We start from the raw sequence: 23746 nt of genomic DNA, 5'->3' as shown, positions 1-23746 counted from the left end.
CCATAATGGGGGAACTGTTCTGGTGACGCAGGCGGTCAGCGGAGGGTTTCTCCAGAGGGAGAGCAGGCCAAATCCAGCAAAAATCCAATCAATCTGTTTTCCTTGATTGAAACAAGGAATCCATGGTTATTTGGGTTCCCATGGTTCCTTCCACTCCGACCCAGACGCCCGAATCCGGCCCTTCGAGACGGCGTGGGATGCCCTGGGTGCTGGCGGGCGCGGGCCTGGTGGCCGTTCTGGCGGCCGTGGGTCTGGTGTGGCGCGGCGGTGACGGCACACAGGCGCCGTCCGCGGTGGCGGCCCCCGTCAAAGCCACACAGTCCGTGGGGGCTCATGGCGGCGGTGGGGGCGCGGCGGCGGCGCCAGCCGGCGCGGGGGAGGCGGAGGCCGCGGCGCGCCGCTTCTCGGACCAGACGTGCTTCCCGGAGCTGGCGCGCTTCAACGACGGGGTGACGCTGGAGACGTTCCGCGACTGGGCCGCGCCGCTGCTTGCGTCGAAGGACCCGATTGTCCGCGACTACCTGAAGTCGAAGCTCGCGGAGCTGATTGGCGACGACGCGAAGAAGGCGGTGCAGGTGATGGACTGGGCCCGGGAGGCGCAGGGCGCGGAGTTCCAGGTGCTGCTGTCCGGGCTGCGCGGGTCGGACGCGGTGCAGAAGCCGCAGGTCGCCGCGCGGCTCCTGGAGGCGGGGATGGACAAGGGGCTGTCCATCGAGCGGCGCGCGGGCATGCTCTCCGCGCTCGACACGCAGAAGCACCTGACGCCGGACGCGATGGACCGGATGGCGGACTTCGCGCGCGACCCGGCGTCCACCGAGGCGGGCTGGGCCGCCACGCGCACGCTGGGCCGCGTGATGGCGCGCGAGTCGGAGAACCTGGGGGACGCGTCGCCGTATCTCGACCGGCTCATCACCATCGCCACGGACGCGCCGGACGAGCAGATCCGCCACCTGGCGCAGACGGCGCCGCTGCACAACTCGCCCGTGCTGGACGCGAAGGCCTCGGCCCGCTTCGAGCGCATCCTGCGCAGCGAGGGCAACGAGGACGGCCGCGACGCGGCGGCGCAGGTGCTGGCCATGTCCTCCGACAAGGAGCACGTGCTGAAGACGTTCACGGACGCCTTCCAGCGCGAACAGTCCGTGTGCGTGCGCTGGGCGCTGTTCCGCTTCTCCGCGCGCGTCGCGGGCCGGGACGCCCTGCCGGTGATGGCGAGCATGGCGACCGTGGATCCGCGCTTCCAGCCCCTCTACGGCATCTTCGAGACGCTCTACGCCCAGGGCAACGTCGACTTCATCCGCGTCTGGAACGAGCTGCCGGACCAGAACCCCTTCGGCTGCATGGACCGCCACAACTAGGAGCCCTGACGCATGCCTCGCATCCTCAAAGGTCTTCGCGCGCTCGGTGGCCTGACGCTGATGCTCGCGTCCCCGGTGGTCACCGCGCAGTCCACGCCCTCCGCCGCGAAGCCCGCGCTGAATGGGGAGAGCTGCTCGGTCCGGGGGCTGATGGATCAGCTCCGCCAGGGGATGGGCTCCAGCTCCAAGGCCTACCGCGAATACCTCCAGGCCGTGCTGCGCGAGGCCGCCGTGTCGCTGCCCTCCGGCGAGCTGCACGCGGCGTTCGACCGGGAGACGGACCCGATGATGGTGGAGCAACTGGCCGCGGCGCTGGTGGCGCGCAGCGAGCGCGAGGCGGAGAAGGACGCCATCCAGGCCGTGGCCCGCCGCGCGCTGGAGGACCGGGACCCGTCCGTCCGCGCCGCCACCGTCCGTGCCATGCGCCGTACGGGCGCGCTGGAGAAGACGGGGGACATGTATGAGCGGCTCATGCGGGACGGCTCGCCGGAGGTCCGCATGGAGGCGGCGCAAAACCTCATCGAGGACAACGCGTTTGTCTATTCCGGCCATCACGGCCCGGCCACGGACATGGCGGTGAACGCGGCGACGGCGTCCACGGATCCGAAGGTGACGGCGAAGATATTGGAGTCCCTGGACACGCGGAGGATGGGGCAGGAGGCGGGGCAGAAGCTGCTCGGGATGCTGGGCCACGAGAGCGCGGACGTGCGGCGCTCGGCGGCGCTCGCGCTGGGCGGCGTGCCGGCGGCGCAGATGGGACCCGCGCGCGAGGCGCTGGTGGGCATGTACCGGGGCGAGCGGGACGCGGGGGTGCGCAAGGCGCTGGTGCAGGGCATCGCGGAGCTGGGCTACGCGGACGCCGTGCCGGAGCTGCGCAAGCTGCGGAGCGTGGACCCGAGCATGGCGCCGGAGATCGACGCGTGGATCCGCGCCCTGGAATCAGGTGTTCAGGAGTGGGGCCTGCTCCTGAGAGAGAAGCAGCGGCTGCAACAGGTCCGTTGAGCGGCACCTCATGGGGCCGGACCCGCCGGCCCGAAAGGAACACCCCCGATGCGTCACATGAAGAAGAAGGCCTTCGCGGCCATCCTGGCCCTCGCGGTTCCCTCGGTCGCGGCTGCGTACTCGTACACGGTGAAGTCGCCCTTTCCGGGCACGGTGACGGCGACGACGTACTACTCCAGCGGCACGTTCCACGGCGCGTTGGACATCTCCAGCGGCCGTTGCAACTACTGGGGCGTGGAGACGGGCGTGATGGCGTCGCTGTCCTGGAACGTGACCATCCGCACGTCGGGCGTCTATTGCAACGGCACGGGCAGCGGCACGCAGAACGAGGCGAAGCACGCCTTCTCCAACGGCCGGACGTTCCGTCTGTGGCACTTCATCAAGACGTCGGACTCGTATGACCGCACGTGCAACCGCTGCCAGGTGGGCAACGAGGGCGGTACGGGCAACGCCACGGGTCCTCACGTCCACGTGCAGTATGACCAGTCCGGCAGCAACCTGACCGGCTGGTACTCCGGCTACACCACCAAGGGTGAGGCCGTGGACCGCTCGGAGACGATCGGCGTGATCCAGTAGTTCCGGAGTGACCGCCGGAGGCGGAGCGTCGTGGGGCGCTCCGTCGCCGGTGGGTTGGGGAATCAGTAGCAGAAGCTGTTGCAGTACGGCGCGCCGCCAGGAGTCAGGTGGGACTGTTGGAGGCGATAGGCATCGCGGCCGGAGCGTGCGCGACCCGCGTGGATGCGGCGATACAGAACTGCGCGGCCCAGTACAGCAGCATGACGGCATAGCCCAGGCCGGGCAGGGGTGCGACGAAGAGCCGGATGGAGAGCAGCCCGTCGCTGGCGGTGAACAGCAGCGCGCCCAGGAACGCCAGCCATTGCTCGCGACGCGAGAGGGCCACGTCTCCCATCATGGCCGCCGCGCGCCAGCCCATGGTGCAGATGACGGCGACGTAGGCCGTCACCGGCGGAGCCATCCCGCCCAGGCCGGGCCACAGCGCCACGGTGGCTCCCGCCGCCAGCAGCAGGAAGGGCAGGGCACGCACCAGGGCCAGACGCCGCGTCACGCAGAGGAACGCGGCGGCGTAGCCCACGTGGGCCAGCAGGAACGCGCCCAGTCCCGGCAGGAACAGGTCCGGGCCCACCTCCAGCAGCACGTCTCCGAGCAGTGACAGCGCCAGCCCCGCGAAGATGAGCCGCGCATGGCGCCCCCGCGCGGGCCACAGCCACAGCAGCAGGCACACCATGGGCAGCGCCTTGGTGACGAGCCGCGCCTCCCGGGGCCCCACGTCCATGACGAAGAGGAAGCCCACCGCGCCCGCGAGGCCCGCCGCCGCCAGGAGCTTCGTCCCACCTGTCCACGACTCGCGCATGGGGCGGCACCTTAATCCTTTGCATTACCCGCGCGGGACGAGGCTCAAAGCAAGTGCGTTCCGTGTCTCCAGGCGTTGCGGACAGGTCAGGAAAGACTCGATTGCGTGAAGAATGTTTCCAGTGGGTCCTTCCATCACGCAGCCCCGCTGAAGCATACGGACGTCCAGCGGCCCGCGCTGAAGCTTTGCCAGCCGGCTGCTGTTCCAACTCAAAGGGAGATTCCCCATGCGTCTGCCATTCGCAGGTCCGCTCGCGCTTGCCGCGTTGATCAGCTGTTCCCCTCCGCCGCTGGAAGAGAGTGGGCCGGCCTCCGCGAGCTCGCGCGCGGGTCTGCTTTCACCACAGCCTCAATTGCTTGCATCCGCAATCAATGCCCCTTCGGACGGGCTGGCCTATGTGACCCTCACCGTCACGCCTCGCGATGCGAACGGTGAACCGCTGGGGACGGGACTCCATGTGGAGGTCCTGAGCAGTGATGGGGCGGTCACGCTGGGCGGCACGGGGACCTCCGCGTGCTCCGTGAACGCTCCGGGCGCGACGTGCCTCACGGCGGTGGACTCCGGCGCGGGGAGCTACGTCGTCACCGCGCGCAGCTCCACGGCGCTGACCGTGCCCACGACCTTCTCCGCCACCGTCACGGATGGGAGCGGCACCACCACGCTGCCGGACACGGCCTCCGTCACGTTCGACTCGGCGCTCTTCAGTGGCAGCGCGGGCACCACCATCACCACCGGCGCCGTCACCCTCACGTCCAGCAACGCGGGCGGCCGGAACCTCTACATCACCGGCGGCACCGTCACGTTCGACGCCAGCACGGTGGGACAGACCTTTGGTGACGTCTTCATCACCGGCGGCACCGTGACGCACCTCCAGGCCACCAACGCCGCCATGTTCAAGCTGGACGTGCTCACCGGCTCCTGGAACCTGCTGGGGGGCTCCATCAACACCACCAACAAGGGCTACGGCATGACCTGCTTCGCCAATGGCTCGTGCAGCGGCAACGGCCTGGTCAGCTTCGGTCCGAACGGCGTGCCGTCGGCTTCGCTCGCGGGCACGAGCAAGCTTTACGGTGCCAGCCACGGTGGCATGGGCTCAGGCAACTACCGGATGAACATCTCGCAGGCCAACAACAACCAGGCGGGCAACGCGGGGACGACCTACGGCGACTACCGCGACCCGAAGTTCCCCGGCGCCACCAATGACACCTACTCGGGCACCCATGGCGGTGGCGTGGTGCGCATCACATCCACGGGGCCCTGTGTGCTGGGGGGTTCGGCCACTATCGCGGCGTCCGCGACGTTCAATGCGGCGGGCGGCTCCATCAACCTCCGCTGCGGCGCCATCGTCTCCACGGGCTGGACGGGAACCCTCGTCGCGGACGGCGGCCAGGGCGCGGGGAACTCCTCCATTCCGCTGGGCGCGGGCGGCGGTGGCCGCATCGCGCTGGTCAGCACCGGTGATGCCGCGACGATGACGGGCACGGTGAGCTACCCGCCCACGAACCTCACCGCGCGCGTTCACGCCTTCGGAGGCGCGCCTGCCAACTCCAGCTACGTGGTGGGCGCCGGTGGCGCGGGCACCCTCTACCTGAAACACAGCGGGCTGACCTGGGGCGACCTCATCATCGCGAACAACTCGCCCGCGCATTACCAGAACGAGGGCACCACCCGGCTCCCCGCGCTGGCCGGCACCGTCACGGCGAACGTCACCACGGGCGCCACCGCCATCCCTGTCTCGGTCGCCAGCACCATGTTCAACGCGACCTACTACGAGAACGCGGGCGCGCCGCTGAACTTCAACCCCGCGCTCACCCAGGTCACGACCCCGTCGTCGTCCTCCATCTACAACGGTGTGTTCGCGGGCGGCTGGCTGCGGCCGGACATCACCGCCGCGGGCGGGGCGCTGCTGGATCCGTCCAACCTGGTGAGCGTCACCACCAACGCCGTGGGCACCCTGACCACGAGCGCCGTACCCGCCGACGTCGTGTCCGGCGCGTTCTTCCGCAGCGTGGACGTGCTGGACCACCTGGATGTGCTCGGCAACGCCATCCTGGAGACCAACGGCGACATCCACGTCCTCTCCGGCAACACGACGAATTCCGGCGCGCCCACGATGACCGTGAACGGCCTGGTGCTCTTCGACACGACGAGCGGCCGGACGGGCCGCATCGAGTACGCGGCCGGCGCGGTGAACGTCGTGCAGTCCACGCAGGCCATGCCGCCCATCGGAGGCGGGACGCTCGTCGCGGACAACGTGACGGTGTCCGCGGGCTCCGTGACCGTGCCCGCCATCATCGCGTCCGGTGACGTGACCTTGAGCGGCGGCACGTTGGTCACCAACTCGCTCCAGGCGGCGCGCTACGCGCAGAGCGCGGGCACCCTCAAGCACTACCTGCCGGTGTTCAAGACCTCGCCGGCCGCCGCGCAGGTGTCCAGCCTCCAGATGACGCTCGCGCAGACCTTCAGCCTCACGGGCGGCGCCGTGGACGTCGCGGGCCTGGGCTACCCGGCGGCGATGGATGCCCAGGGCTCTCCGCTGACGATGTGGGGCTTTGGCGCGACGGGTCCCTCGTCGGCAACGGGCTCGGCGGGTGGGTACGGCGCGGGCCATGGCGGCGTCGGCGGCGGGTACGCGGCCGGCTCGGTCCGGGGCATGGTCTACGACGACTATCGCGACCCCCGGTATCCGGGCGGAGCGGGGACCACGGTCGGCGCCTCGCCGTCGTACCTGGGCTTCCGCAGCCCCGGTGGCGGTGTCTTCCGGCTCAATGCCGCGGGCGTCTGCACGCTGGGCGGGACGTCCCTCATCAAGGCGGGCGCGGTGACCACGGGCGCCCAGTACGGCGCGGCGGGAGGCTCCATCTCCCTGCGCTGCGGTGGCTTCGACACCACGGGCTGGAACGGCACCCTCACCGCCAACGGGGCGAATGCGTACAACTCCAGCTCGGTCGGCTCCACGCGCGCGGGCGGCGGCGGGCGCATCGCGCTGGTGAGCACGGGGGATGCCTCCAGCTTCGTGGGGGCCGTGGGCTACCCGTACCCCGCGACCAGCGCGCAGCTCCAGGCGCGGGGTGGCACGGGCATCAACGCCACGTACACCGACGGTGGCGCGGGCACAGTGTTCCTCAAGCACGGCGGCGTGGCGTACGGCCAGTTGATCATCAACAACAACAACCAGACGCACTACGCCACGGGCGGCTACACCCCGTTCGTCTCCCTCGCGGGCACGGTCAGCAGCGCGGCCAATGCCGGTGACACGTCGCTCAGCGTCAACATCACCAGCACGCCGCTGCACAACTCGGCCGCCTTCAACCAGCTGCTCGCCGGCATGTGGCTGCGGCCCGACACCAGCGTGAACAGCGGAACCCTGCCCGCGGACAGCCTGGTCATGGTCGCTGGCAACGCCTTCGTCAGCACCACGCAGTCGCAGCTGACGACGTCGCCCCTGCTGGCCCCGGTGCCGGCGGGCGCGAGCTTCAAGAGCGCCGACCTCTTCGACGTCTACAACGTCGTGGGTGGGGCCATCACCCAGACGAACGGCGACCTGTACGTCGTTCCGTAGCGCCCGTGGAGGGCTCCCAGGTGGCTTCGGGTCCACCTGGGAGCCCGCCCCGGCCCTGTCAGGGCGCCCTGTCGAAGTGGGCCTCCAGCTTCACGTCCGAGTAGGGCGTGCTGGCCACGAGCATGAGGTAGTAGTACCCGCCGGTGGTGGGGGAGGGGATCTCCACCGTCTCGTCATTGCCTGGGAGGGAGGGCCGGAAGTCATACACGGTCTTCGTGGGCCAGGTGCCGGCGCGGACATACAGGTCCGCGTTGCCCGTGCCGCCGCTCGCCACGAAGCGCAGGTTGCGCGCGCGGGGAGGCACATAGAGATAGAAGTAGAGCACCGTGCCGGTGGAGGCCAGCGGGCCCCGGTAGCAGTCGTTGTCGAGCTGCTGGGGGTTGGACGCCGTGCAGGCAGGAGTCGGCCCGGGGCCGGGGCCAGGGCCGGGCGGCACGCAGAGACCCGGATCCGTGACCCTCGCGACGCAGTCGATCCACTGGTGGAACTCCACGTCGTTCGCCGTGCCCAGCGCATCCAGCGACTGGCGGTACGCCGTGTAATTGCCCGTGCGGAACTGCTCGAGGAAGGTGCCCACCTGAGCCGGGTGCCGCTCGAACATGAACCGCGTGGCCAGGTAGCCCCATGCGTACACGCGGTCGGTGCTGCTGTTGTAGTCGTTGCGCAGGACCTCGCTGAGCTGGAAGGCCTGGGTCTTGCCCTGCGTCACCGCGCTGGCGTTGTCGTTCTTCTTGGAGATGTACTCGGCCAGTCCCTCGATCCACCAGACGGTGGGCTGGCTGATGCTCAGGTTGAAGTCGCCCTTCATGTTGAAGCGGCCATCCAGGTAATGGACGTACTCGTGGCGCAGGTTCCAGACTTCGAAGGCGGGCCGCAGCCACTCCGCCTCGTAGGAGATGAAGCGGGCCTGGTTGCCGGAGGCGGCGGGGTTGCCCTCCAGGTACATGCCGCCGTTGTTGGTGTTGATGCCAAACAGCACGCCAGCGTAGTTCTGGTAGTCGACGCTGCTGTCGAAGACGATCACCTCCAGGGACGTGTTGTTGTCACTGGCCACGGGCACGCGGTTCGTCTTCAGCGTGTCGTGGAAGTCCGCTTCCTGCGTGGCGAGCTGGTCGCAGCTCTGCGTGAGCTGGGGCGCCGTCAGGTCCTGCGCGCGAATGCGCAGGGTGGCGCCACAGGTGTGGGTGATGCCGAGCACCGTCTGCTCCACCGTCCGGCGGAAGTCGCAGGTGCCGTAGTAGGCGCAGTGGGCCTTGTCGTAGAAGTCGACCATCTCCGCCGCGCCCATCCAGAGGCCCGCCGAGGGCCCGGTCATCGAGTGGTTGTCGATGACCGCCTTCACCTTGGGGCGCGCCAGGTCCCGGAGCGTTCCGGTGTGCCTGAGGAAGCGGGCCAGCTCGCGCGCCGCGTTCAGGGTGAGGTACTGGTTGGAGGTGCCCAACAGGTGTTCCGTGCGGGGGATGAAGGCTTCGAGCGAGTCGAGGATGGACGGGTCCGCCTGCACGGCCGCCAGGAAGTCCGCGTTGGAGTGGCCCCGGTAGAGGCCCTGGTAGACGCCGTTGATGGCGCCCTTCATGTAATAGAAGGGCTCCGCGTTGGCGTTGAAGCGGTCCAGCAGGCCCTGGAGCGTGCCCAGCTGCCCGGCGGTCTCCCCAGCGCTGTCGATGAGGGTGACGAACTCCCGCAGCACCACGCCGTGCGCGTCGTTGACGTCCGTGAAGTGGGGGTTGGCGACGAAGGCCGCGAGCGCCGGGCGGATGGCGTCGCGCAGCGGAGCGCCATAACCGCCCACCGTGCCTGACTGGTAGAACTGCACGAAGTAGCCGGCGCGCAGGAACAGGATGAGCTGGAGCGTCCGCGCGGAGTTGTTGCCCACGTATTGCCAGGCGCTGACGGTGAGAGCGTTCGAGAGGGTGACCATCTTGCTCTCGTTGAAGATCTGACCGGACTGGGGGGCCGTGACATAGAACAGCGAGTTGAGGCAGCCCTCCTCGGAGCCCTTCACGAGTGAGACCAGCTCGCCGCCACTGGCGGACGCGAAGGCAGCCGGCTCACAGGCCACCAGGGACTGCGACCGGGCGTCAGGGGAGCGCTGCTGTCGCGGTGGCTCGGGGGCGAGATCCGGCTCGCGCTCGTCGGGCTGGAGGCGCTGATGGGTGTGCTCCAATCCGTGGCTCCGCCAGGAGGCCCCGGCGGGCGGGGGGGTACCAGGACGGGCGAGCGCGCCCGTCGCGAACAGGATGAATCCGACAGCGAAGGGGATGCTCCAGCGATACCAATCCGTGACGGGACGGCGCATGGACGCGTGCTCCTCAGTGGCTTGGGCTGATTCGAGTTGAATCTGAATTAGCAGACAGGTCTGACAGGGTCTGTCGAAGGCCTCGCGTCACGTTTAACTCGGCTTAATTCAATTCGGGTCCGGCTCCGCGTGACTTGGGGAAACGACGTCTTCATCTCCGAGGCCGCTCCCGATGATCCAGTTCTCGCGCTTCATGCCCCTGGCCGTCCCTCCTCGCCCGCAGCCCCTGCCGGCTCCGGCGGGGAAGGGGCAACCGGCGCCCCAGCCCCAGCCGTTCGGCTCGATGTCCTCGTTCGACGCCACGCCCGCGCCCGCGAGCAACCTGCACACGGAGCGGTTGGGAGACGGCAGCGCCAACTGCCTGGAGAAGGCAATGGGGCTGGCGCGGCCGGGGGACTCCATCGTCCTCATGCGGGACGCGAGCGACGGCGTGGGCCATGCACTGGTGCGCAGGCCGGACGGCTCCGTGGTGGACCCCAACCACCCCACGGTGCGCTACGAGACGCTGGGCCAGTGGCAGGCGACGCACCCGGGTTACTCGCAGCCCGTCCCGGTGCCCGCGAGCAAGCTGCAGCAGGTCCTCTCCACGCCTCCGGGGCCCCAGCGCGAAGCCCTCATCCAGAAGCTGGGCCTGTCTGGCGTCGCGGACCGGCAGGTGGCGGATGGCGAGCGCTGGGTCACGCCGAACGATGGCATGAACATCCGGAGCGGTCCGGGGACGAACTTCGCGGACGTCGGGGACGTGAAGGCGGGCGACAAGCTGAAGGTGCTTGGCCAGACCGAGGACGGCACCTGGTTGAACGTGGAGTTGGAGAACGGAACCCAGGCCTGGGTGTTCGAGTCCCTCACCGGGCCCACCGCCGCCCCTCCACCGCCCCCGCCGCCGTATGAGTCCCCCATTCCCAGCTGGATGGCGAACGGCACGTGTCCGCCCGACATCGAGATGCATGTCTGGACCAAGCTGCCCAAGGAGAGCCGCGCGGAGATCATCCAGACCGCCCGCGAGAAGCTGGTGGCGGAGAACTGGCCGATGCCGGAGTTCGACGTCAATGGCCCGCCGCCGGCCTCCGTGGACTCCCTGGTGTGGGACCACCTGCCGCCCGAGGGCAGGGAGTCCCTCTTCCGTCAGGAATGGCAGGCCGCCGTGCGCGAACAGACGGCGCTCATCTTCAATGGTGTCCCCGAAGGCGGCGCGGTGGCGGAGCACCCCTTCCTCGGCGTGGACAGCTCGCTGGGCAATGGCCAGGTGGGGGAGTGGCTCGACAACGCCCTGCAGGTGGGCTCCGCCGCGCAGTACATCAACCTGGAGAAGGCCCTGGGCCCGGGCTGGCGCCAGGTCCACTACAACCTGTGCGGCCCCCTGGCGGTGGGCGCCTCCCTGGGCATGTCACCCAAGGAGGCGCTGACGGCCTTCGGAGCGACGAGCGCGGGCATCCTTAATGGCGGAGGGACGACCACGGCGACCCCCCTGGAGACGGTCTACGAGGCCCGGGGGTGGACGACGGGCTACACGTCGGGGGAGGCGTCGATGCCAGCGCCGGAGGACATGGCGCGGATGCTCGATGACGGCAAGGCGCTCATCGCCCTGGTGAACATCGACACGAAGGGCGCGGACGGCATGCTGACCTTCTTTGACGACAGCACCAAGGCGGTGGCGCACTGGGTGAACGTGCGCGCGGTGGAAGAGAACGGGAACGGCGACTGGACGGTGCGCGTCTACAACCCCTTCGAGAACCGCGAGGAGATCTACTCCTGGGATGACTTCGAGGAGTCCTGGGGGAAGAACGGCGGGCTGGTGCCCTCGACCGAAGTCGAGGGGGAGTTCGTCTTCAAGTTCAACGCGGGCCACGGCCTGCTCGTCGCCACGCCGCCCCCGCCGGACGCCGCGACGGCCCCCTAGGCTGGCGGCGGAGCACCCAGCACCACCGCGCCGCGGCCCCGGCGCTGCTCGCGGACCCACTGCTTGGAGTGGTGGATCTTGCGCAGCATTCCCTGCAGCGAGGGCTGCTGGCTGGCCATGAGCAGCAGGTAGCTCCACACGGAGCTGCCCCGGCGGTTCAACAGCGAATAGGCGAACTGGGTCGCGTCCTGGTTCACGTAGCTGGGGACGTTCTCGAACCACTCGGAGCTGCTGCGCGCCGCCAGTTGGATGGCCAGCAGGGCGGCGCGCCGCTCCTCGTCATACGCCTCCAGCGCGCCAGGCACGTCCGGCTGCGTTCGCAGCTGCCGCGCCAGCCCGATGGCGTCCTGCATGGCCAGCTTCGTCCCGGAGCCGATGGAGAAGTGCGTGGTGTGCGCGGAGTCGCCCATGAGCACCAGGTTGTCGTGGTACCAGCGCTCGTTGGTGATGCGCTTGAAGTTGAGCCACGGCGCCCGGCCCATGCCCTTCAACTGGTTGAACAGCGACTTGCCCTGGAGCCGGCTCTGGAAGATGCCCTCCAGCTTCCGCAGCGTCTCATCCGGTCCCAGCGTGTCGAAGCCCAAGGCCTTCCAGGTCGCCTCCTGGCACTCCACGATGCAGGTGCTGGTCTCACTGTTGAAGCGGTAGCCGTGGAACCAGAGCCAGCCGGCGGGCGTCTCCTCGAAGGCGAAGGTGAAGGCGTCGAACACCTTGTTGGTGCCCAGCCAGATGTACTTGTTGCGCCCCTCCTCCACGTGCGTCTGGAAGTGATGGGCGTGGCGCTGGCGCAGCCGGCTGTTGACGCCGTCGCAGGCGACGACGACATCCGCGTCCATGAACCCGGAGACGTCCGTGACGTCGTGCTCGAAGCGGACGTCCACGCCCAGCCCCCTCGCCCGCCGGATGAGGATGTCCAGCAGCCGGTCCCGTCCCAGCGCGAAGCCGTAACCGCCGATGTGCGTCGCGTACCGGCCCCGCAGGTGCACCTCCTGCGTGTCCCAGCGCGCCGCGGCCTGGGCAATGCGCTGCGCGCTCACCGGGTCGTTGCGGAAGAGGTCGTCCAGCAGGTCATCCCAGAACACGACGCCCCAGCCATACGTCACGCCCGCGGGGTTGCGCTCGACGACGGTGACGTCGTGCCTCGGGTTGGACAGCTTCGCCAGGATCGAGAAATAGAGCCCGGCAGGGCCTCCACCAACACAGACCATCTTCATCGAATCCCCCCAGCGCGCGAACGGCCCGGATGCTACCGGCCTGTCTGGGAAATCGACGCTGGTCGGAAGCGCTGTCCGCCGTTGCTGGCAGGACAGAAGAGGCTTCAGCGGCTCCGGCCCGCGCGCCGCCGGCCCACGCCTCCGGGCCCCGGGGATGGGGGAAGGTGTTCAGCGAGGAACGCGAGGAACGCCGCGAGCCGGCGGCCCGGTCCGCGCCCGGCGGTGTGGACCGCGTGCAGGTCGATGTCCGGCAGCGTGAAGCGGTCCAGCGCGGACACCAGGTGGCCGGAGGCAAGCAGGCCCTCCACGTCCCAGGTGGACTTGAGGACGACGCCCGCGCCCGCCAGGGCCCAGTCCTTCAGCACGCCGCCGTCGTTGGCGGTCCGGTCCCCGGACACTCGCACGTGGAAGACGCGGCCGTCGTCGTCGCGGAACGCCCAGCTCGTCTGCGGCGCGCCCGGACGCGCGAGCACCAGGCAGTTGTGGCGCGTCAGGTCCGCGGGCTTGCGCGGTGGCGGGTGGCGGGCCCAGTACGCGGGCGCCGCGCACACCACGCGCCGGCCGGAGACGATTCGCCGCGCCGTCAGCCGCGAGTCCGCCAGCGGCCCGAAGCGCAGCGCCACGTCGATGCCCTCCTCGATGAGGTCCAGCACCCCGTCGCTCAGCACCAATTCCACGCGCACGCCCGGGTGGAGCCGGAGGAACGCGTCCACCAGCGGGGCCACCCGCTCGCGGCCGAAGTCGTTGGTGGCGGTGACGCGCAGGAGTCCGGTGAGGGGACCCTCGCGTCCGCCCACGCCCGCCTCGCTCTCCGCCAGGTCGGCCAGGATGCGCTGGCAGTCCGCGCGGTAGCCCTCGCCCTCGGGGGTCAGCGACAGCCGCCGCGTGGACCGGGCGAGCAGCCGCACCCCCAGCCGGGCCTCCAGCCGCTGGAGCCCCAGCGTCACCGTGGAAGGCGCCACGCCCCGAGCCCGCGCGACGGCGGACAGGCTTCCCCGCCGGGCGATGTCCAGGAACAGCTCCATCTCGTCGAAGCGATCCATTGTTCGAAACCATCGAACACTGGTTTGCACGGCGTGGCCATTGTTTCGGAGGCTCGCGGACCGCATACCCACGGGTCTCAAGCCGTACTCCTCTTTTCCTGGGACACCCCATGCGCATCGAACTCACTGGAAGGACCGCACTCGTCACCGGCTCCACGGCCGGCATCGGCCTGGCCACGGCGAAGGGGCTGGCGGCGGCGGGCGCCACGGTCATCGTCAACGGCCGCAAGCAGGAGTCGGTGGACCGGGCCATCGCGGCGGTGCGCGAGGCGGCCCCGGGCGCCACGGTGAAGGGCTTCGCGGGCGACCTGGGGACGGCGGAGGCCTGCAAGGCGCTCGTCGCGGCGCACCCCCACTGCGACATCCTCATCAACAACCTGGGCATCTTCGGGCCGAAGGACTTCTTCGACGTGACGGACGAGGACTGGAGCCACTTCTTCGAGGCGAACGTGCTGTCCGGCGTGCGGCTGTCACGCGCGTACCTGCCGGGGATGCAAAAGCAGGGCTGGGGCCGCGTGGTGTTCGTCTCCTCCGAGTCCGCGCTGAACATCCCCACGGAGATGATCCACTACGGCGTCACCAAGACGGCGCAACTGTCCGTCGCGCGCGGCCTGGCCAAGCGCATGGCGGGCACGGGCGTCACGGTCAACTCCGTGCTGCCGGGGCCCACCCTCTCCGAGGGCGTCCGCGGGATGTTCCGCGAGGAGCACGAGAAGTCCGGCCGGTCCTTCGAGGACCTCGCCGTGGACTTCATCCAGGCGAACCGGCCCAGCTCCATCCTCCGCCGTCCGTCCAGCGTGGAGGAGGTGGCGAACATGATCGTCTACGTCGCGTCACCCCAGGCCTCCGCCACCACCGGCGCCGCGCTGCGGGTCGACGGCGGCGTGGTGGACTCCATCGCCTGAAGTCCCACATGTCCTGGCGGTGATTGGTTTTGGAAGTCATGGACAGACAAGCTTCCGCCAGTTGACAGATGTCTGCCTGGGGTTTGCCCTTTCAGGCAGGCATTGATGGCAAGGACTGGTCAATCCCTCCCGGCCCGTGTGAGGCTGGGAGGTCAAATGCAAACGGTCAATTCGGCCAGCCGGGGGGAGTCGGGCCAGGCCGCGGTGGAGTCCGCGCTGGTGGTGCCGTTGATGGTGTTCCTCATCCTGGGCACCCTCCAGCTCACCACGCTGCACCATGCCAGGTTGATGACCGAGTACGCCGCCTATCGCGCGGTCCGGACAGGCATTGTCAATCATGGTGATTGCGAGACCATGAAGAGCGCCGCGTACATGGCGCTCGTGCCGACGCTGGGGCCGCCCGAGTCCGGGGGGCGGGGGCGGACGGACACGCTCCTCAACGCCATGGAGGTCCATGACGCCTATACGATTGGGAGTCACTGGCAACGGAACCAGCGCTTTCCCGACTCGACCCTGGAGCGGGTGCGCGTGGAGGTGCTCAACCCCAGGGCCGGCCCCTACAGCGGCCTCTTTGCCTCCTATGGCTCGCACCTGGGCGGCAGGGAGATCGACTTCGATGACTACCGCGACGCCACCATCGTGGCGGCCAACCTGCTGTCGGTGCGGGTGACGTACTTCTACGAGTTGCGCATCCCGTTCGCGAACTGGCAATTGCATACCTTCTACATGGGCCGGGAGGCCCTGGGCCAATTGGAGGGCGTCACCTTCTTCACCCAGCGGGCCCCCGGAGGCGGCTCCGCGTCCCAGTACCTGGAGGCGGAAGGGGCCAGGCGCAAGCAGGCCTATTTCAAGGAACTCGCCAGGCTGGCCAGTGCTCACACGTACGCGATTCCGGTGATCGCCACCTCCACCATGCGAATGCAATCCAACCTCATCCGGGGCGACGAGGGCCGGGGGCCCGTGTCCTGCGCGGTGGACGGCTAGGAAAGGGGCACCGGATGTTTGGCATGGTCAGGCGGATGCGCCGGGACGAGCGGGGACAGGCCCTGGTGCTCGGGGCCGTGTGCATGCTGGTGGTGGCCGTGGCGGTGATGTCATCCGTCAGCATCGGCCATGGCGTGTATGAGAAGATGAAGCTCCAGGACGCGGCGGACGCGCAGGCCTACACGCTCGCGGTGAAGGAGGCCCGCGCGTACAACTTCCTGGCGTACACCAACCGCGCGATGATCGTTCACTACAACGCCATGCTCACGGTGATGTCCTACGTGAGCCACGCGGTGTACCTGGACCGGACCATCGGGGCCGCGGCGAAGTTCCTGAAGCTCCTCCCGGGCATCGGACCGGTCTTCGCGGCCGTCTCCGCGATGATCAAGGCCTGGGTGAAGACGGTGGAGAAGATCGCCCCGACCCTGGTGAATGTCCTGACCCAGTTGAACATCGCCCTCTGGATTGCCCAGGAGGGGATGCTGTCCTCGACGCTGTATGACCTGTACAGCGACGCGAAACGCGACAAGAGCATCCACGTGACGGACCCGCGGGCGGAGGTGGAGTTCTCCATGGCCCGCAATGCCAGCTTCCGCGACGTGCCGTTGCCCGCGCTGTACTCGGACATCAGCACCATCAACCACTCCAACGCGAAGAACTTCACCCACGTGCTGGACGACGGTCCCCGCAGCAGCAGTCCCACCATGGGGCCGGACCCCACGGGCATGCAGGCGCGAGGCAGGCTCCTCAATCGCAACCGCAACCGACTGTCCGACCCGGACATGGCCAAGTACCGCCTGCTCATGGGCAGCATGGCCAACGCGGTGCGCAGGGACTGGACCGCCACCGGGGAGGGCCCGGTGCTCATCGGGCGCGAGTGGAGCCTGCGGCTGTGCCTCATCGTGGGAGAGCTGCGCGTCCAGAAGACCGCCGACAGTCAAATCAAGAGCTACTCCGAGCGGTTCGAGGGCAACCGCAACGACCAGCTCTTCGCGGCGGATGACATCAAGATGGAGGTGCGCCCCGGCTGCGGCCTGGGCTTCCTCGATTGGGCCACCGTCTTCGAGCTGCATTTCCGCGTCGCGGCGGACGCGCGCAATGGCTTCCATCAGGAGTATGGCAACCAGAAGGTGTCCGCCCACCATCCATGGCAGGGCATCACGCCGTTCGTCACCTCCGACACCAGCTTCGTCGACCCCTGGCACAACCACTTCGGCTACCCCTGCAACATGGTGGTGCTGAGCAAGGACATGGGCGCGGAGCGTGGCGATGGCGGGGACGGGAGCCAGAAGGAGGTCTTCCAACTGGACAACCTCAGCCGGAACCACTTCCTGCGCAAGCAGGGGACCGGCCGCTTCAACTCCGGCATCGCCGAGTCGCAAGGCACGACGAACCAGCAGGAGGGCATCCAGGAGTCCGTGCTGGACATGACCTGGAAGTACGTCGGGGGCAAGCAGGATGCCTTCGCCCAGGACTTCCGGCAGTACTCCGGCGGAATGATGGCCATGTCCGTGGGACGCGCCATCTACCACCGGCCAGGTGAATGGAAGGAGGAGCCCAACTTCTTCAACCCCGTCTGGACCGCGCGCCTGGCGCCCGTGCAGACCCACTGGGACGAGGAGAACCTGGGGTGGCTGATCCCCTCCTACCGGGACGCGAAATGGCTGTTCAACGGCGTGACGTACTGAGGAAGGGGCGGCTGATGCGTTCCATGTCCCGGAGCCGGCGGGGCTCCGCCACGGTGGAGCTGGCGCTGCTGGCCCCCCTCTTCGTGGCGCTGCTCCTGTGGGTGAACTACTTCTGGGAGGTCCAGCGCGCGCGCCTCAAGGCCGCGCAGCTGGCGCGCTTCATCGCCTTCGAGCGCGTCGCGCGCTCGGACCTGACGGGCATCACGGGCGATGCCCTTCGGCGCTTCCAGGACCTGGACGGCGCCACGGAGGATGGCGAGCTGGGAAGCGCCTACCGCAACGAGGTGACCCTCTCCGCCAGGATGCAGGACGCGGACGCACCCTTGAAGCGCCTGGGACTGGCGGACATCGCGGCCGCGGCGGGTGCCTCCGGGTCGGTGGGCGGGACGCTCGCGGCCCTGGGCAGCACGCCGGAGCAGATGGCGCGGCGGATGGGGCTGGACACCCGAACCGGCGCGGTCCAGGTCGACGTGGAGGTCCGCCTGGTGAATCACATCATCCCCCAGGCGATTGGCCTCTACACCACGGGCTTCGGCGACTCGCGGCTGGACCTGGTCTTCCGGGAGAACTTCTACGTCTACCACGACACCTGGAGGGCCTGGCGCCACGGGGACCGGCCGTCCCAGAGCTACGACCGGGTGGAGCAGCTGACGCGCGACCGCGTCCGTCCCATCGTCTACGCGGGCGCCGCCGATTCGGGCGTCGTCAACGCCATCAGCAACGCGCTGCAGGTGCTCCAGCTCGACTCTCCCTTCGACGCGGCGTACATCCGCGACTCCATCCGGCTGCGCCACGTGGAGGAGCCCGGCGTTCCCACCGTCACCGCCACCCGGATGACCCCGGGGGACGTGCTGGAGGCGGCGTACTGGCTGGATGACACGAACTGGTGCCTCGGCTCCTGCGAGCCCCGGGAGATCCAGATGAAGCGCGGCCTCATCCCGTCCAGCGGCTACGGCGCCAACTGGCCCATGCGGGCCTACCGCTGCCGTGGGCCGTACTTCCAGGGCGCGAGCGAAACCGGCTTCCCCGAGGCCGAGTACGTGAAGACGGGAGAGCGCGGCTACTTCCACGAAGCCAACGACGCCTGCACCGGCTTCCAGAGCAAGGAAGAAGACGAATGAACGGCTGGGTGTGGAGAGGCTACCGCTGGTTGCGCAGACCCCGCTCGCGAGGCCAGGCCGCGGCGGAGTTCACCCTGCTGCTGATGGCCCTGATGTTCGGCACCCTGGCCATCACCACGTTCGCACCGGACATGTTCGCCGCGCTGACCATCTACGTCCGCGGCTACTACTGCGTGCTGGGCTATCCCTTCGGGTGATGCAGGGCCCTTCCAGGGGCCGAGCGGGGCGTCGCGTGTGCAACAGTGTGGGCCTCCGCCGAGGTTCAAGGGCGTGCAGGTCCGGCGATACACCGTCGCATCCTGCCCTGCGGGGGATTAAGCCTGAGGACTCGGTTCCCCGGGTGGGACCCTCCAGGACTTCATGCCCAGCACGACCCATCACGCCCCCTCGCCATCCCCTTCGTTGAGCGCGGTGGGACGCGCACTTCCTCCGCATTACGCCAGCCAGGAGCAGCTCATCGCGGCGCTGCGCGACCTGTGGGCGACGAAGCACTTCAACCTGGAGCGGTTGGAGGATCTGCACCGCAACGTGCAGGTGGGCGGCCGGCACCTGGCGCTGCCTTTGGAGGAGTACCCGGCGCTCGCGACGTTCCAGCAGCGCAACGACGCGTGGATCCGCGTGGCCACGGAGCTGTCGGAGAAGGTGGCGCGCGAGGCGCTGTCTCGCGCGGGGCTCACGCCGAAGGACGTGGACCACATCTTCTTCGTCACGGTGACGGGCATCGCCACGCCCAGCGTGGACGCGCGGCTGGTCAACCGGATGGGCCTGCGCGAGGACGTGAAGCGCACGCCCATCTTCGGTCTGGGCTGCGTGGCGGGCGCGGCGGGCCTGGCGCGCGCGTCGGACTACCTGCGCGCGTTCCCGAAGCAGACGGCGCTGCTCATCGCCACGGAGCTGTGCTCGCTCACGCTCCAGCGCGAGGACCTGTCCATCCCCAACATCATCGCCTCCGGCCTCTTCGGTGACGGCGCGGCGTGCGTGGTGCTGCGCGGCGCGGAGGCCCCGGGTTCCGGAGCCCCGACGGGCCCGCGTGTGGTGGGCTCGCGGTCGGTGTTCTATCCGGACACCGAGCGGGTGATGGGCTGGGACGTGGTGGACACGGGCTTCAAGGTGGTGCTGTCCGCCAAGGTGCCGCAGTTGGTGAAGGAGCACATCCGGGGCAACGTGGATGGCTTCCTCGCGGAGCACGGGCTGAGCCGCAAGGACGTGAAGCACTGGGTGGCGCACACCGGCGGCCCCAAGGTGCTGGAGGGCTTCGAGTCCGCGCTGGAGCTGGAGCCCGGCGCGCTGGAGCGCTCGTGGAAGTCGCTCAAGCAGGTGGGCAACCTGTCCAGCGCGTCAGTGCTCTTCGTGCTGGGGGAGACGCTGGAGGAGGTGGACGCGAAGCCGGGCGACTGGGGCGTGGTGATGGCCATGGGACCGGGCTTCTGCGCGGAGATGGTGCTGGTGCGATGGTGACCGGCACCCAGGCGTTGTTCGCGGGCTTCATGGGGCTGCTCGTCGCGGAGCGGCTGTTGGAGCTGGTGCTCTCCAAGCGCAACGCGGCGCGGGCCTTCGCGCGGGGCGGGGTGGAGACGGGGCAGGGGCACTACCGGTTCATGGTCGTGTTCCACACGCTGTTCCTCGTCGCGTGCGTCGCGGAGGTGTTCGGCCTCCAGCGGCCCTTCTGGGGCGCGTGGAGCTGGGCGGCGCTGGCGGGCGCGGGGGTGGCGCAGGGGCTGCGGTACTGGGCCATCGGGACGCTGGGCGACCGGTGGAACTCGCGCATCATCGTGGTGCCGGGGCTGGCGCCGGTGACGGGCGGGCCGTACCGGTTCCTGCGGCATCCGAACTACGTGGCGGTGGTGTTGGAGCTGTTCTGCGTGCCGCTCATCCACGGGGCGTGGGTGACGGCGGTCGTGTTCACGGTGGGCAACGCGGCGCTGCTCTATGTGCGCATCCGCGCGGAGGAGGCGGCGCTCGGGGCGATGTACTCCGAGGCCTTCGCCCACCGTCCCCGCTTCATTCCGGAGGTTCGCCGTGGCTGACATCGTGACGGAGGCGGTGGCGGAGATCCGCCGCATCGCCCGGGAGGAGCTGGAGTTCGAGGGCGCGGTGGAGCCCGCGCACGACCTGCTCCGCGACCTGCAACTGGACAGCCTGGGGCTGACGGTGCTGGCGGTGGGGCTGGAGAACCGCTTCCGGGTGCTCTTGTCGGAGGAGGACGCGCAGGGCGTGCGGACGGTGGAGGACCTGGCGCGGCTGGTGGCGGCGCGGGTCGAGGCCTCGAAGCCGGACGTAGGAGCGCACCCGTGAAGGGGCCGCCCCTGCCGGCGCTGAAGCACGCCACGGTGAACGCGATGCTGAAGGCGACGTCGCACACGTCGCTGGGGCTGGTGTTCGTGGACGCCTCCGAGCACGAGACGTCCCTGCCGTGGGCGCAGGTCTACCGGCGTGCGAAGCGCGCGGCGGCGGGGCTGGCGCGGCTGGGCGTGCGTCCGGGAGACCGGGTGGCGCTGCTGTTGCCCACGTCCCCCGCGTTCATGGATGCGTACTTCGGCGCGCTCCTGGCGGGCGCGGTGCCGGTGCCGCTGTATCCGCCGGTGCGGCTGGGGCGGCTGGACGAGTACCACCGCTCGACGGCGCGCATGCTTCAGTTGACGGGCGCGGTGGTGGTGCTGACGGACACGCGCGTGCGGCTGCTGTTGGGCCCGAGCATGGCGCTGGCGCGGCCGAAGCTGGGATGTCACACGGTGGACGCGGTGCTGCACGGCGACGAGGACCTGGAGGTGGAGGTGTCCCCCGACGCGCTGGGGCTCATCCAGTTCTCCTCCGGTTCCACGGTGGAGCCGAAGCCGGTGGCGCTGACGCACAGGGCGCTGGTGGCGCAGGTGGCTGCGCTGGAGGCGGCGATGCCGGTGGCGCCGGGCGTGACGCCGGTGGGCGTGAGCTGGCTGCCGCTGTACCACGACATGGGGCTCATCGGCTGTGTGCTCTCGGCGCTGTACTACCCGGGCAGCCTGGTGCTGATTCCGCCGGAGACCTTCCTGGTGAAGCCGGCGCTGTGGCTGCGCGCGCTGTCACGGCACCGGGGCTTCGTGTCGCCCGCGCCGAACTTCGCCTATGGGTTGTGCTTGAAGCGGGTGAAGGACGCGGACCTGCAGGGCGTGGACCTGTCCGGGTGGCTGCACGCGCTCAACGGCGCGGAGCCGGTGTCCGCGGACACGCTGCGTCGCTTCGCGGAGCGGTTCGAGAAGTGGGGCTTCTCCGCGCGGGCGCTGCGGCCGGTGTATGGCTTGTCGGAGGCGTCGCTGGCGGTGACGTTCCCACCGGCGGGCCGGGGACCGCGCGAGCTGGGCGTGGATGCGGACGTGCTGGCGCGCGAGGGGCAGGCGCGTGACGGGGCACGCACGCTGGTGAGCGTGGGCGCGCCGGTGGCGGGCTTCGAGGTGCAGGTGCGAGGCGAGGACGGCGCGGTGTTGCCGGAGCGCCAGGTGGGGCGCGTCTTCGCGAAGGGGCCGTCGGTGATGCGCGGCTACTTCGAGGACGCGGAGGCGACGGGGCGGGCGCTGGTGGGGGAGGGCTGGCTGGACACGGGAGATCTGGGCTTCAGCGCGGACGGAGAGCTGTACCTGACGGGCCGCGCGAAGGACCTGGTCATCATCCGGGGCGCGAACCACGCGCCGCAGGTCTTCGAGGATCCGCTGCTCAAGGTGGACGGAGTGCGCACGGGCTGCGCGGTGGCGCTGGGCTTCACACCCGAGGGTGGCCAGGACGAAGCGTTGCTCATCCTGGCCGAGCGCGCGGAGCGGGGCGCGGACGTGGCGTCGGTGGAGGCGGACATCCGCGCCGCGGTGGTGGAGGCGACGGGCGTGCAGCCGCACACGGTGAGACTGCTGGAGCCGGGGACACTGCCGCGCACGTCCAGCGGCAAGCTGCGAAGAAGCGAGGCGTTGAGGCGCTACCTGGCCGGAGAGCTGACGGCGCCGAAGAAGGTGGGCGCGGTGGGGCTCGCGGTGGAGATGGCGAAGAGCGCGCTGGCGATGGTGCGCGCGGAGCACGACTCGTGAGCCTGGTGGTGCTCGCGTGACTGCCTCGGTACATGGAGCCCGGAGCGCACGGAGCGGGATGCGTCGCGATGCGGTGCTCCGCGTGGCCACCTTGAGGCTCGGGGCACGGCGTACGCTGATGCCGCGCCCTGTGACCCGACGAGGTCCAAGCACGTGAAGCAGCATGACGTGGTCGTGGTGGGTGGAGGCCCTGCTGGGCTCGCGGTGGCCATCACCGCGGCCCGGCGTGGACTGGACACGGTGGTGGTGGAGCGTGCATCCACGCCCGTGGACAAGGCGTGCGGTGAGGGCCTGATGCCCTCCGGCCTCGCGGCGCTGGAGCGACTGGGCGCGCTCGCGCACCTGGACCGGAGTGACAGTTCGCCCTTCGTGGGCATCCGCTACGTGCAGGAGGACGGCAGCACGGCGGAGGGACTGCTGCCCGCGCCCGGTGGTCTGGGCGTCCGCAGACTGGCCCTGTCCCACGCGCTGGCGACCCGTGCGCGCGAGGTGGGCGTGGACCTGCGCGAGCACACACATGTCGTGTCGCACGTGCGCACGCCGGACGGCGTCACGCTGGAGACGCCCGTGGGCCGCGTGTCCGCGCGCTTCCTCGTCGCGGCGGACGGTTTGAACTCACCGCTGCGCAAGGCCGAGGGCCTGGACGTCGAGCAGGACATGCCCCGGCGCTACGGGCTGCGTCGCCACTTCCGGCGCGTGCCCTGGACCCCCTATGTGGAAGTGCACTTCGCCTCTGGCGTCGAGGCCTACGTGACGCCCGCCGGAGCGGAGCGCGTGGGCATCGCGTTCCTCTGGGAGGACGGCACGGTGCCGGGCCGCGTGGGTTTCGACTCGATGCTGGAGCGCTTCCCCCGGCTGGCGGAGAAGCTCACCGGCGCGGAGCCGGACTCCCAGCCTCGCGGCGCCGGCCCCCTGGCCCGCGTGGCCCACACTCGCATCGCGGATCGCTTCGCCCTCGTCGGTGATGCCGCCGGCTACGTGGACGCGGTGACCGGCGAAGGACTCACGCTCGCCTTCGCCTGCGCGGAGTCCCTGGGCGCGCTGCTCCCGGACGCCCTGGCGAAGGGCGCGGGCCGCGACACGCTGCTGCCCTACGAGCGCACCTTCCAGCAGGTGTTCCGAAAGTACGCCTGGACCACGCACGGCCTGTTGATGCTCGCGCGCCGCCCGCGCCTGCGCAGGCCCGTGGTGCGCCTGCTGGGCCGCGCGCCCTGGCTCTTCGAGCGCATCCTCGCCGCCGTGGTGAGCTGAC

The 23746-nt window shown here is 69.7% G+C and carries 19 protein-coding genes; 15 read left to right on the top strand and 4 right to left on the bottom strand.

The window, feature by feature from the left end; translation table 11 throughout:
- The first annotated feature begins 197 nt into the window (after positions 1–197).
- Genes ACX114_RS36010 through ACX114_RS36000 form a run of 3 tightly spaced genes read left to right on the top strand, consistent with a single transcriptional unit; the run spans position 198 to position 2933 of the window.
- Positions 198–1355, top strand: a complete 1158-nt coding sequence (locus tag ACX114_RS36010) for a hypothetical protein (RefSeq protein ID WP_459291943.1) — start codon at positions 198–200, stop codon at positions 1353–1355.
- A 12-nt stretch (positions 1356–1367) separates the two neighbouring features.
- Positions 1368–2357 (top strand): HEAT repeat domain-containing protein, encoded by a 990-nt coding sequence (locus ACX114_RS36005; protein WP_459291941.1) that lies wholly within the window; start codon positions 1368–1370, stop codon positions 2355–2357.
- Positions 2358–2405: 48 nt separating this feature from the next.
- Entirely contained in the window at positions 2406–2933 is a 528-nt protein-coding gene (locus ACX114_RS36000; RefSeq protein ID WP_120621651.1) for a hypothetical protein, read from the top strand.
- Between the two features lie 103 nt (positions 2934–3036).
- Here the strand turns inward: ACX114_RS36000 and ACX114_RS35995 are convergent, their stop codons facing one another.
- Complete coding sequence (locus ACX114_RS35995; protein WP_459291939.1) at positions 3037–3729, bottom strand: lysoplasmalogenase; 693 nt, start codon at positions 3727–3729, stop codon at positions 3037–3039.
- Between the two features lie 397 nt (positions 3730–4126).
- Between ACX114_RS35995 and ACX114_RS35990 the strand changes: the two genes are divergently transcribed.
- A complete protein-coding gene (locus ACX114_RS35990; RefSeq protein ID WP_459291937.1) occupies positions 4127–7291 on the top strand; it encodes a beta strand repeat-containing protein in 3165 nt (1054 codons plus the stop codon).
- A gap of 58 nt (positions 7292–7349) precedes the next feature.
- On the opposite strand, the gene ACX114_RS35985 is transcribed toward ACX114_RS35990, so the two are convergent.
- Complete coding sequence (locus ACX114_RS35985; protein ID WP_459291935.1) at positions 7350–9590, bottom strand: M9 family metallopeptidase; 2241 nt, start codon at positions 9588–9590, stop codon at positions 7350–7352.
- 172 nt (positions 9591–9762) lie between these two features.
- Here ACX114_RS35985 and ACX114_RS35980 point away from each other — a divergent pair, with 172 nt between their 5' ends.
- The gene (locus ACX114_RS35980) at positions 9763–11490 is read left to right on the top strand and encodes an SH3 domain-containing protein (RefSeq protein ID WP_459291933.1); all 1728 of its coding nucleotides are present in this window, start codon (positions 9763–9765) and stop codon (positions 11488–11490) included.
- Here ACX114_RS35980 and ACX114_RS35975 read toward each other — a convergent pair.
- Complete coding sequence (locus ACX114_RS35975; RefSeq protein ID WP_459291931.1) at positions 11487–12704, bottom strand: FAD-dependent monooxygenase; 1218 nt, start codon at positions 12702–12704, stop codon at positions 11487–11489. The two genes, ACX114_RS35980 and ACX114_RS35975, sit on opposite strands and share 4 nt — an antisense overlap.
- Before the next feature lie 104 nt (positions 12705–12808).
- Positions 12809–13747, bottom strand: a complete 939-nt coding sequence (locus ACX114_RS35970; RefSeq protein WP_459291929.1) for a LysR family transcriptional regulator — start codon at positions 13745–13747, stop codon at positions 12809–12811.
- A gap of 110 nt (positions 13748–13857) precedes the next feature.
- On the opposite strand from ACX114_RS35970, the gene ACX114_RS35965 reads away from it, so the two are divergent.
- The 10 genes from ACX114_RS35965 to ACX114_RS35920 all read left to right on the top strand — a co-directional run bounded on the left by ACX114_RS35965 (position 13858) and on the right by ACX114_RS35920 (position 23745).
- Positions 13858–14652, top strand: a complete 795-nt coding sequence (locus ACX114_RS35965) for an SDR family NAD(P)-dependent oxidoreductase (RefSeq protein WP_459291927.1) — start codon at positions 13858–13860, stop codon at positions 14650–14652.
- Between the two features lie 156 nt (positions 14653–14808).
- The gene (locus tag ACX114_RS35960) at positions 14809–15636 is read left to right on the top strand and encodes a TadE/TadG family type IV pilus assembly protein (RefSeq protein WP_459291925.1); all 828 of its coding nucleotides are present in this window, start codon (positions 14809–14811) and stop codon (positions 15634–15636) included.
- 14 nt (positions 15637–15650) lie between these two features.
- Entirely contained in the window at positions 15651–17324 is a 1674-nt protein-coding gene (locus tag ACX114_RS35955) for a pilus assembly protein (protein ID WP_459291923.1), read from the top strand.
- A gap of 14 nt (positions 17325–17338) precedes the next feature.
- Complete coding sequence (locus tag ACX114_RS35950) at positions 17339–18445, top strand: pilus assembly protein (RefSeq protein WP_459291921.1); 1107 nt, start codon at positions 17339–17341, stop codon at positions 18443–18445.
- A complete protein-coding gene (locus ACX114_RS35945; RefSeq protein WP_459291919.1) occupies positions 18442–18642 on the top strand; it encodes a hypothetical protein in 201 nt (66 codons plus the stop codon). Before ACX114_RS35950 ends, ACX114_RS35945 begins: the two co-directional genes overlap by 4 nt.
- Positions 18643–18805: 163 nt before the next feature.
- The gene (locus ACX114_RS35940; RefSeq protein WP_459291917.1) at positions 18806–19903 is read left to right on the top strand and encodes a type III polyketide synthase; all 1098 of its coding nucleotides are present in this window, start codon (positions 18806–18808) and stop codon (positions 19901–19903) included.
- Positions 19897–20472 (top strand): isoprenylcysteine carboxyl methyltransferase family protein, encoded by a 576-nt coding sequence (locus ACX114_RS35935; RefSeq protein WP_459291915.1) that lies wholly within the window; start codon positions 19897–19899, stop codon positions 20470–20472. The genes ACX114_RS35940 and ACX114_RS35935 overlap by 7 nt, the downstream gene beginning before the upstream one ends.
- On the top strand, positions 20465–20740 hold the full coding sequence (locus ACX114_RS35930) for an acyl carrier protein (RefSeq protein ID WP_459291913.1): 276 nt from the start codon (positions 20465–20467) through the stop codon (positions 20738–20740). The genes ACX114_RS35935 and ACX114_RS35930 overlap by 8 nt, the downstream gene beginning before the upstream one ends.
- Positions 20741–20784: 44 nt before the next feature.
- Entirely contained in the window at positions 20785–22494 is a 1710-nt protein-coding gene (locus tag ACX114_RS35925; RefSeq protein ID WP_459300377.1) for a fatty acyl-AMP ligase, read from the top strand.
- A gap of 153 nt (positions 22495–22647) precedes the next feature.
- Entirely contained in the window at positions 22648–23745 is a 1098-nt protein-coding gene (locus ACX114_RS35920; protein WP_459291911.1) for an NAD(P)/FAD-dependent oxidoreductase, read from the top strand.
- Position 23746 lies beyond the last annotated feature (1 nt).

The sequence above is a fragment of the Corallococcus sp. M7 genome (assembly GCF_054512695.1).
Note: the sequence above shows the minus strand (reverse complement) of the source record. Positions and strands in the feature narration are given on the sequence as shown.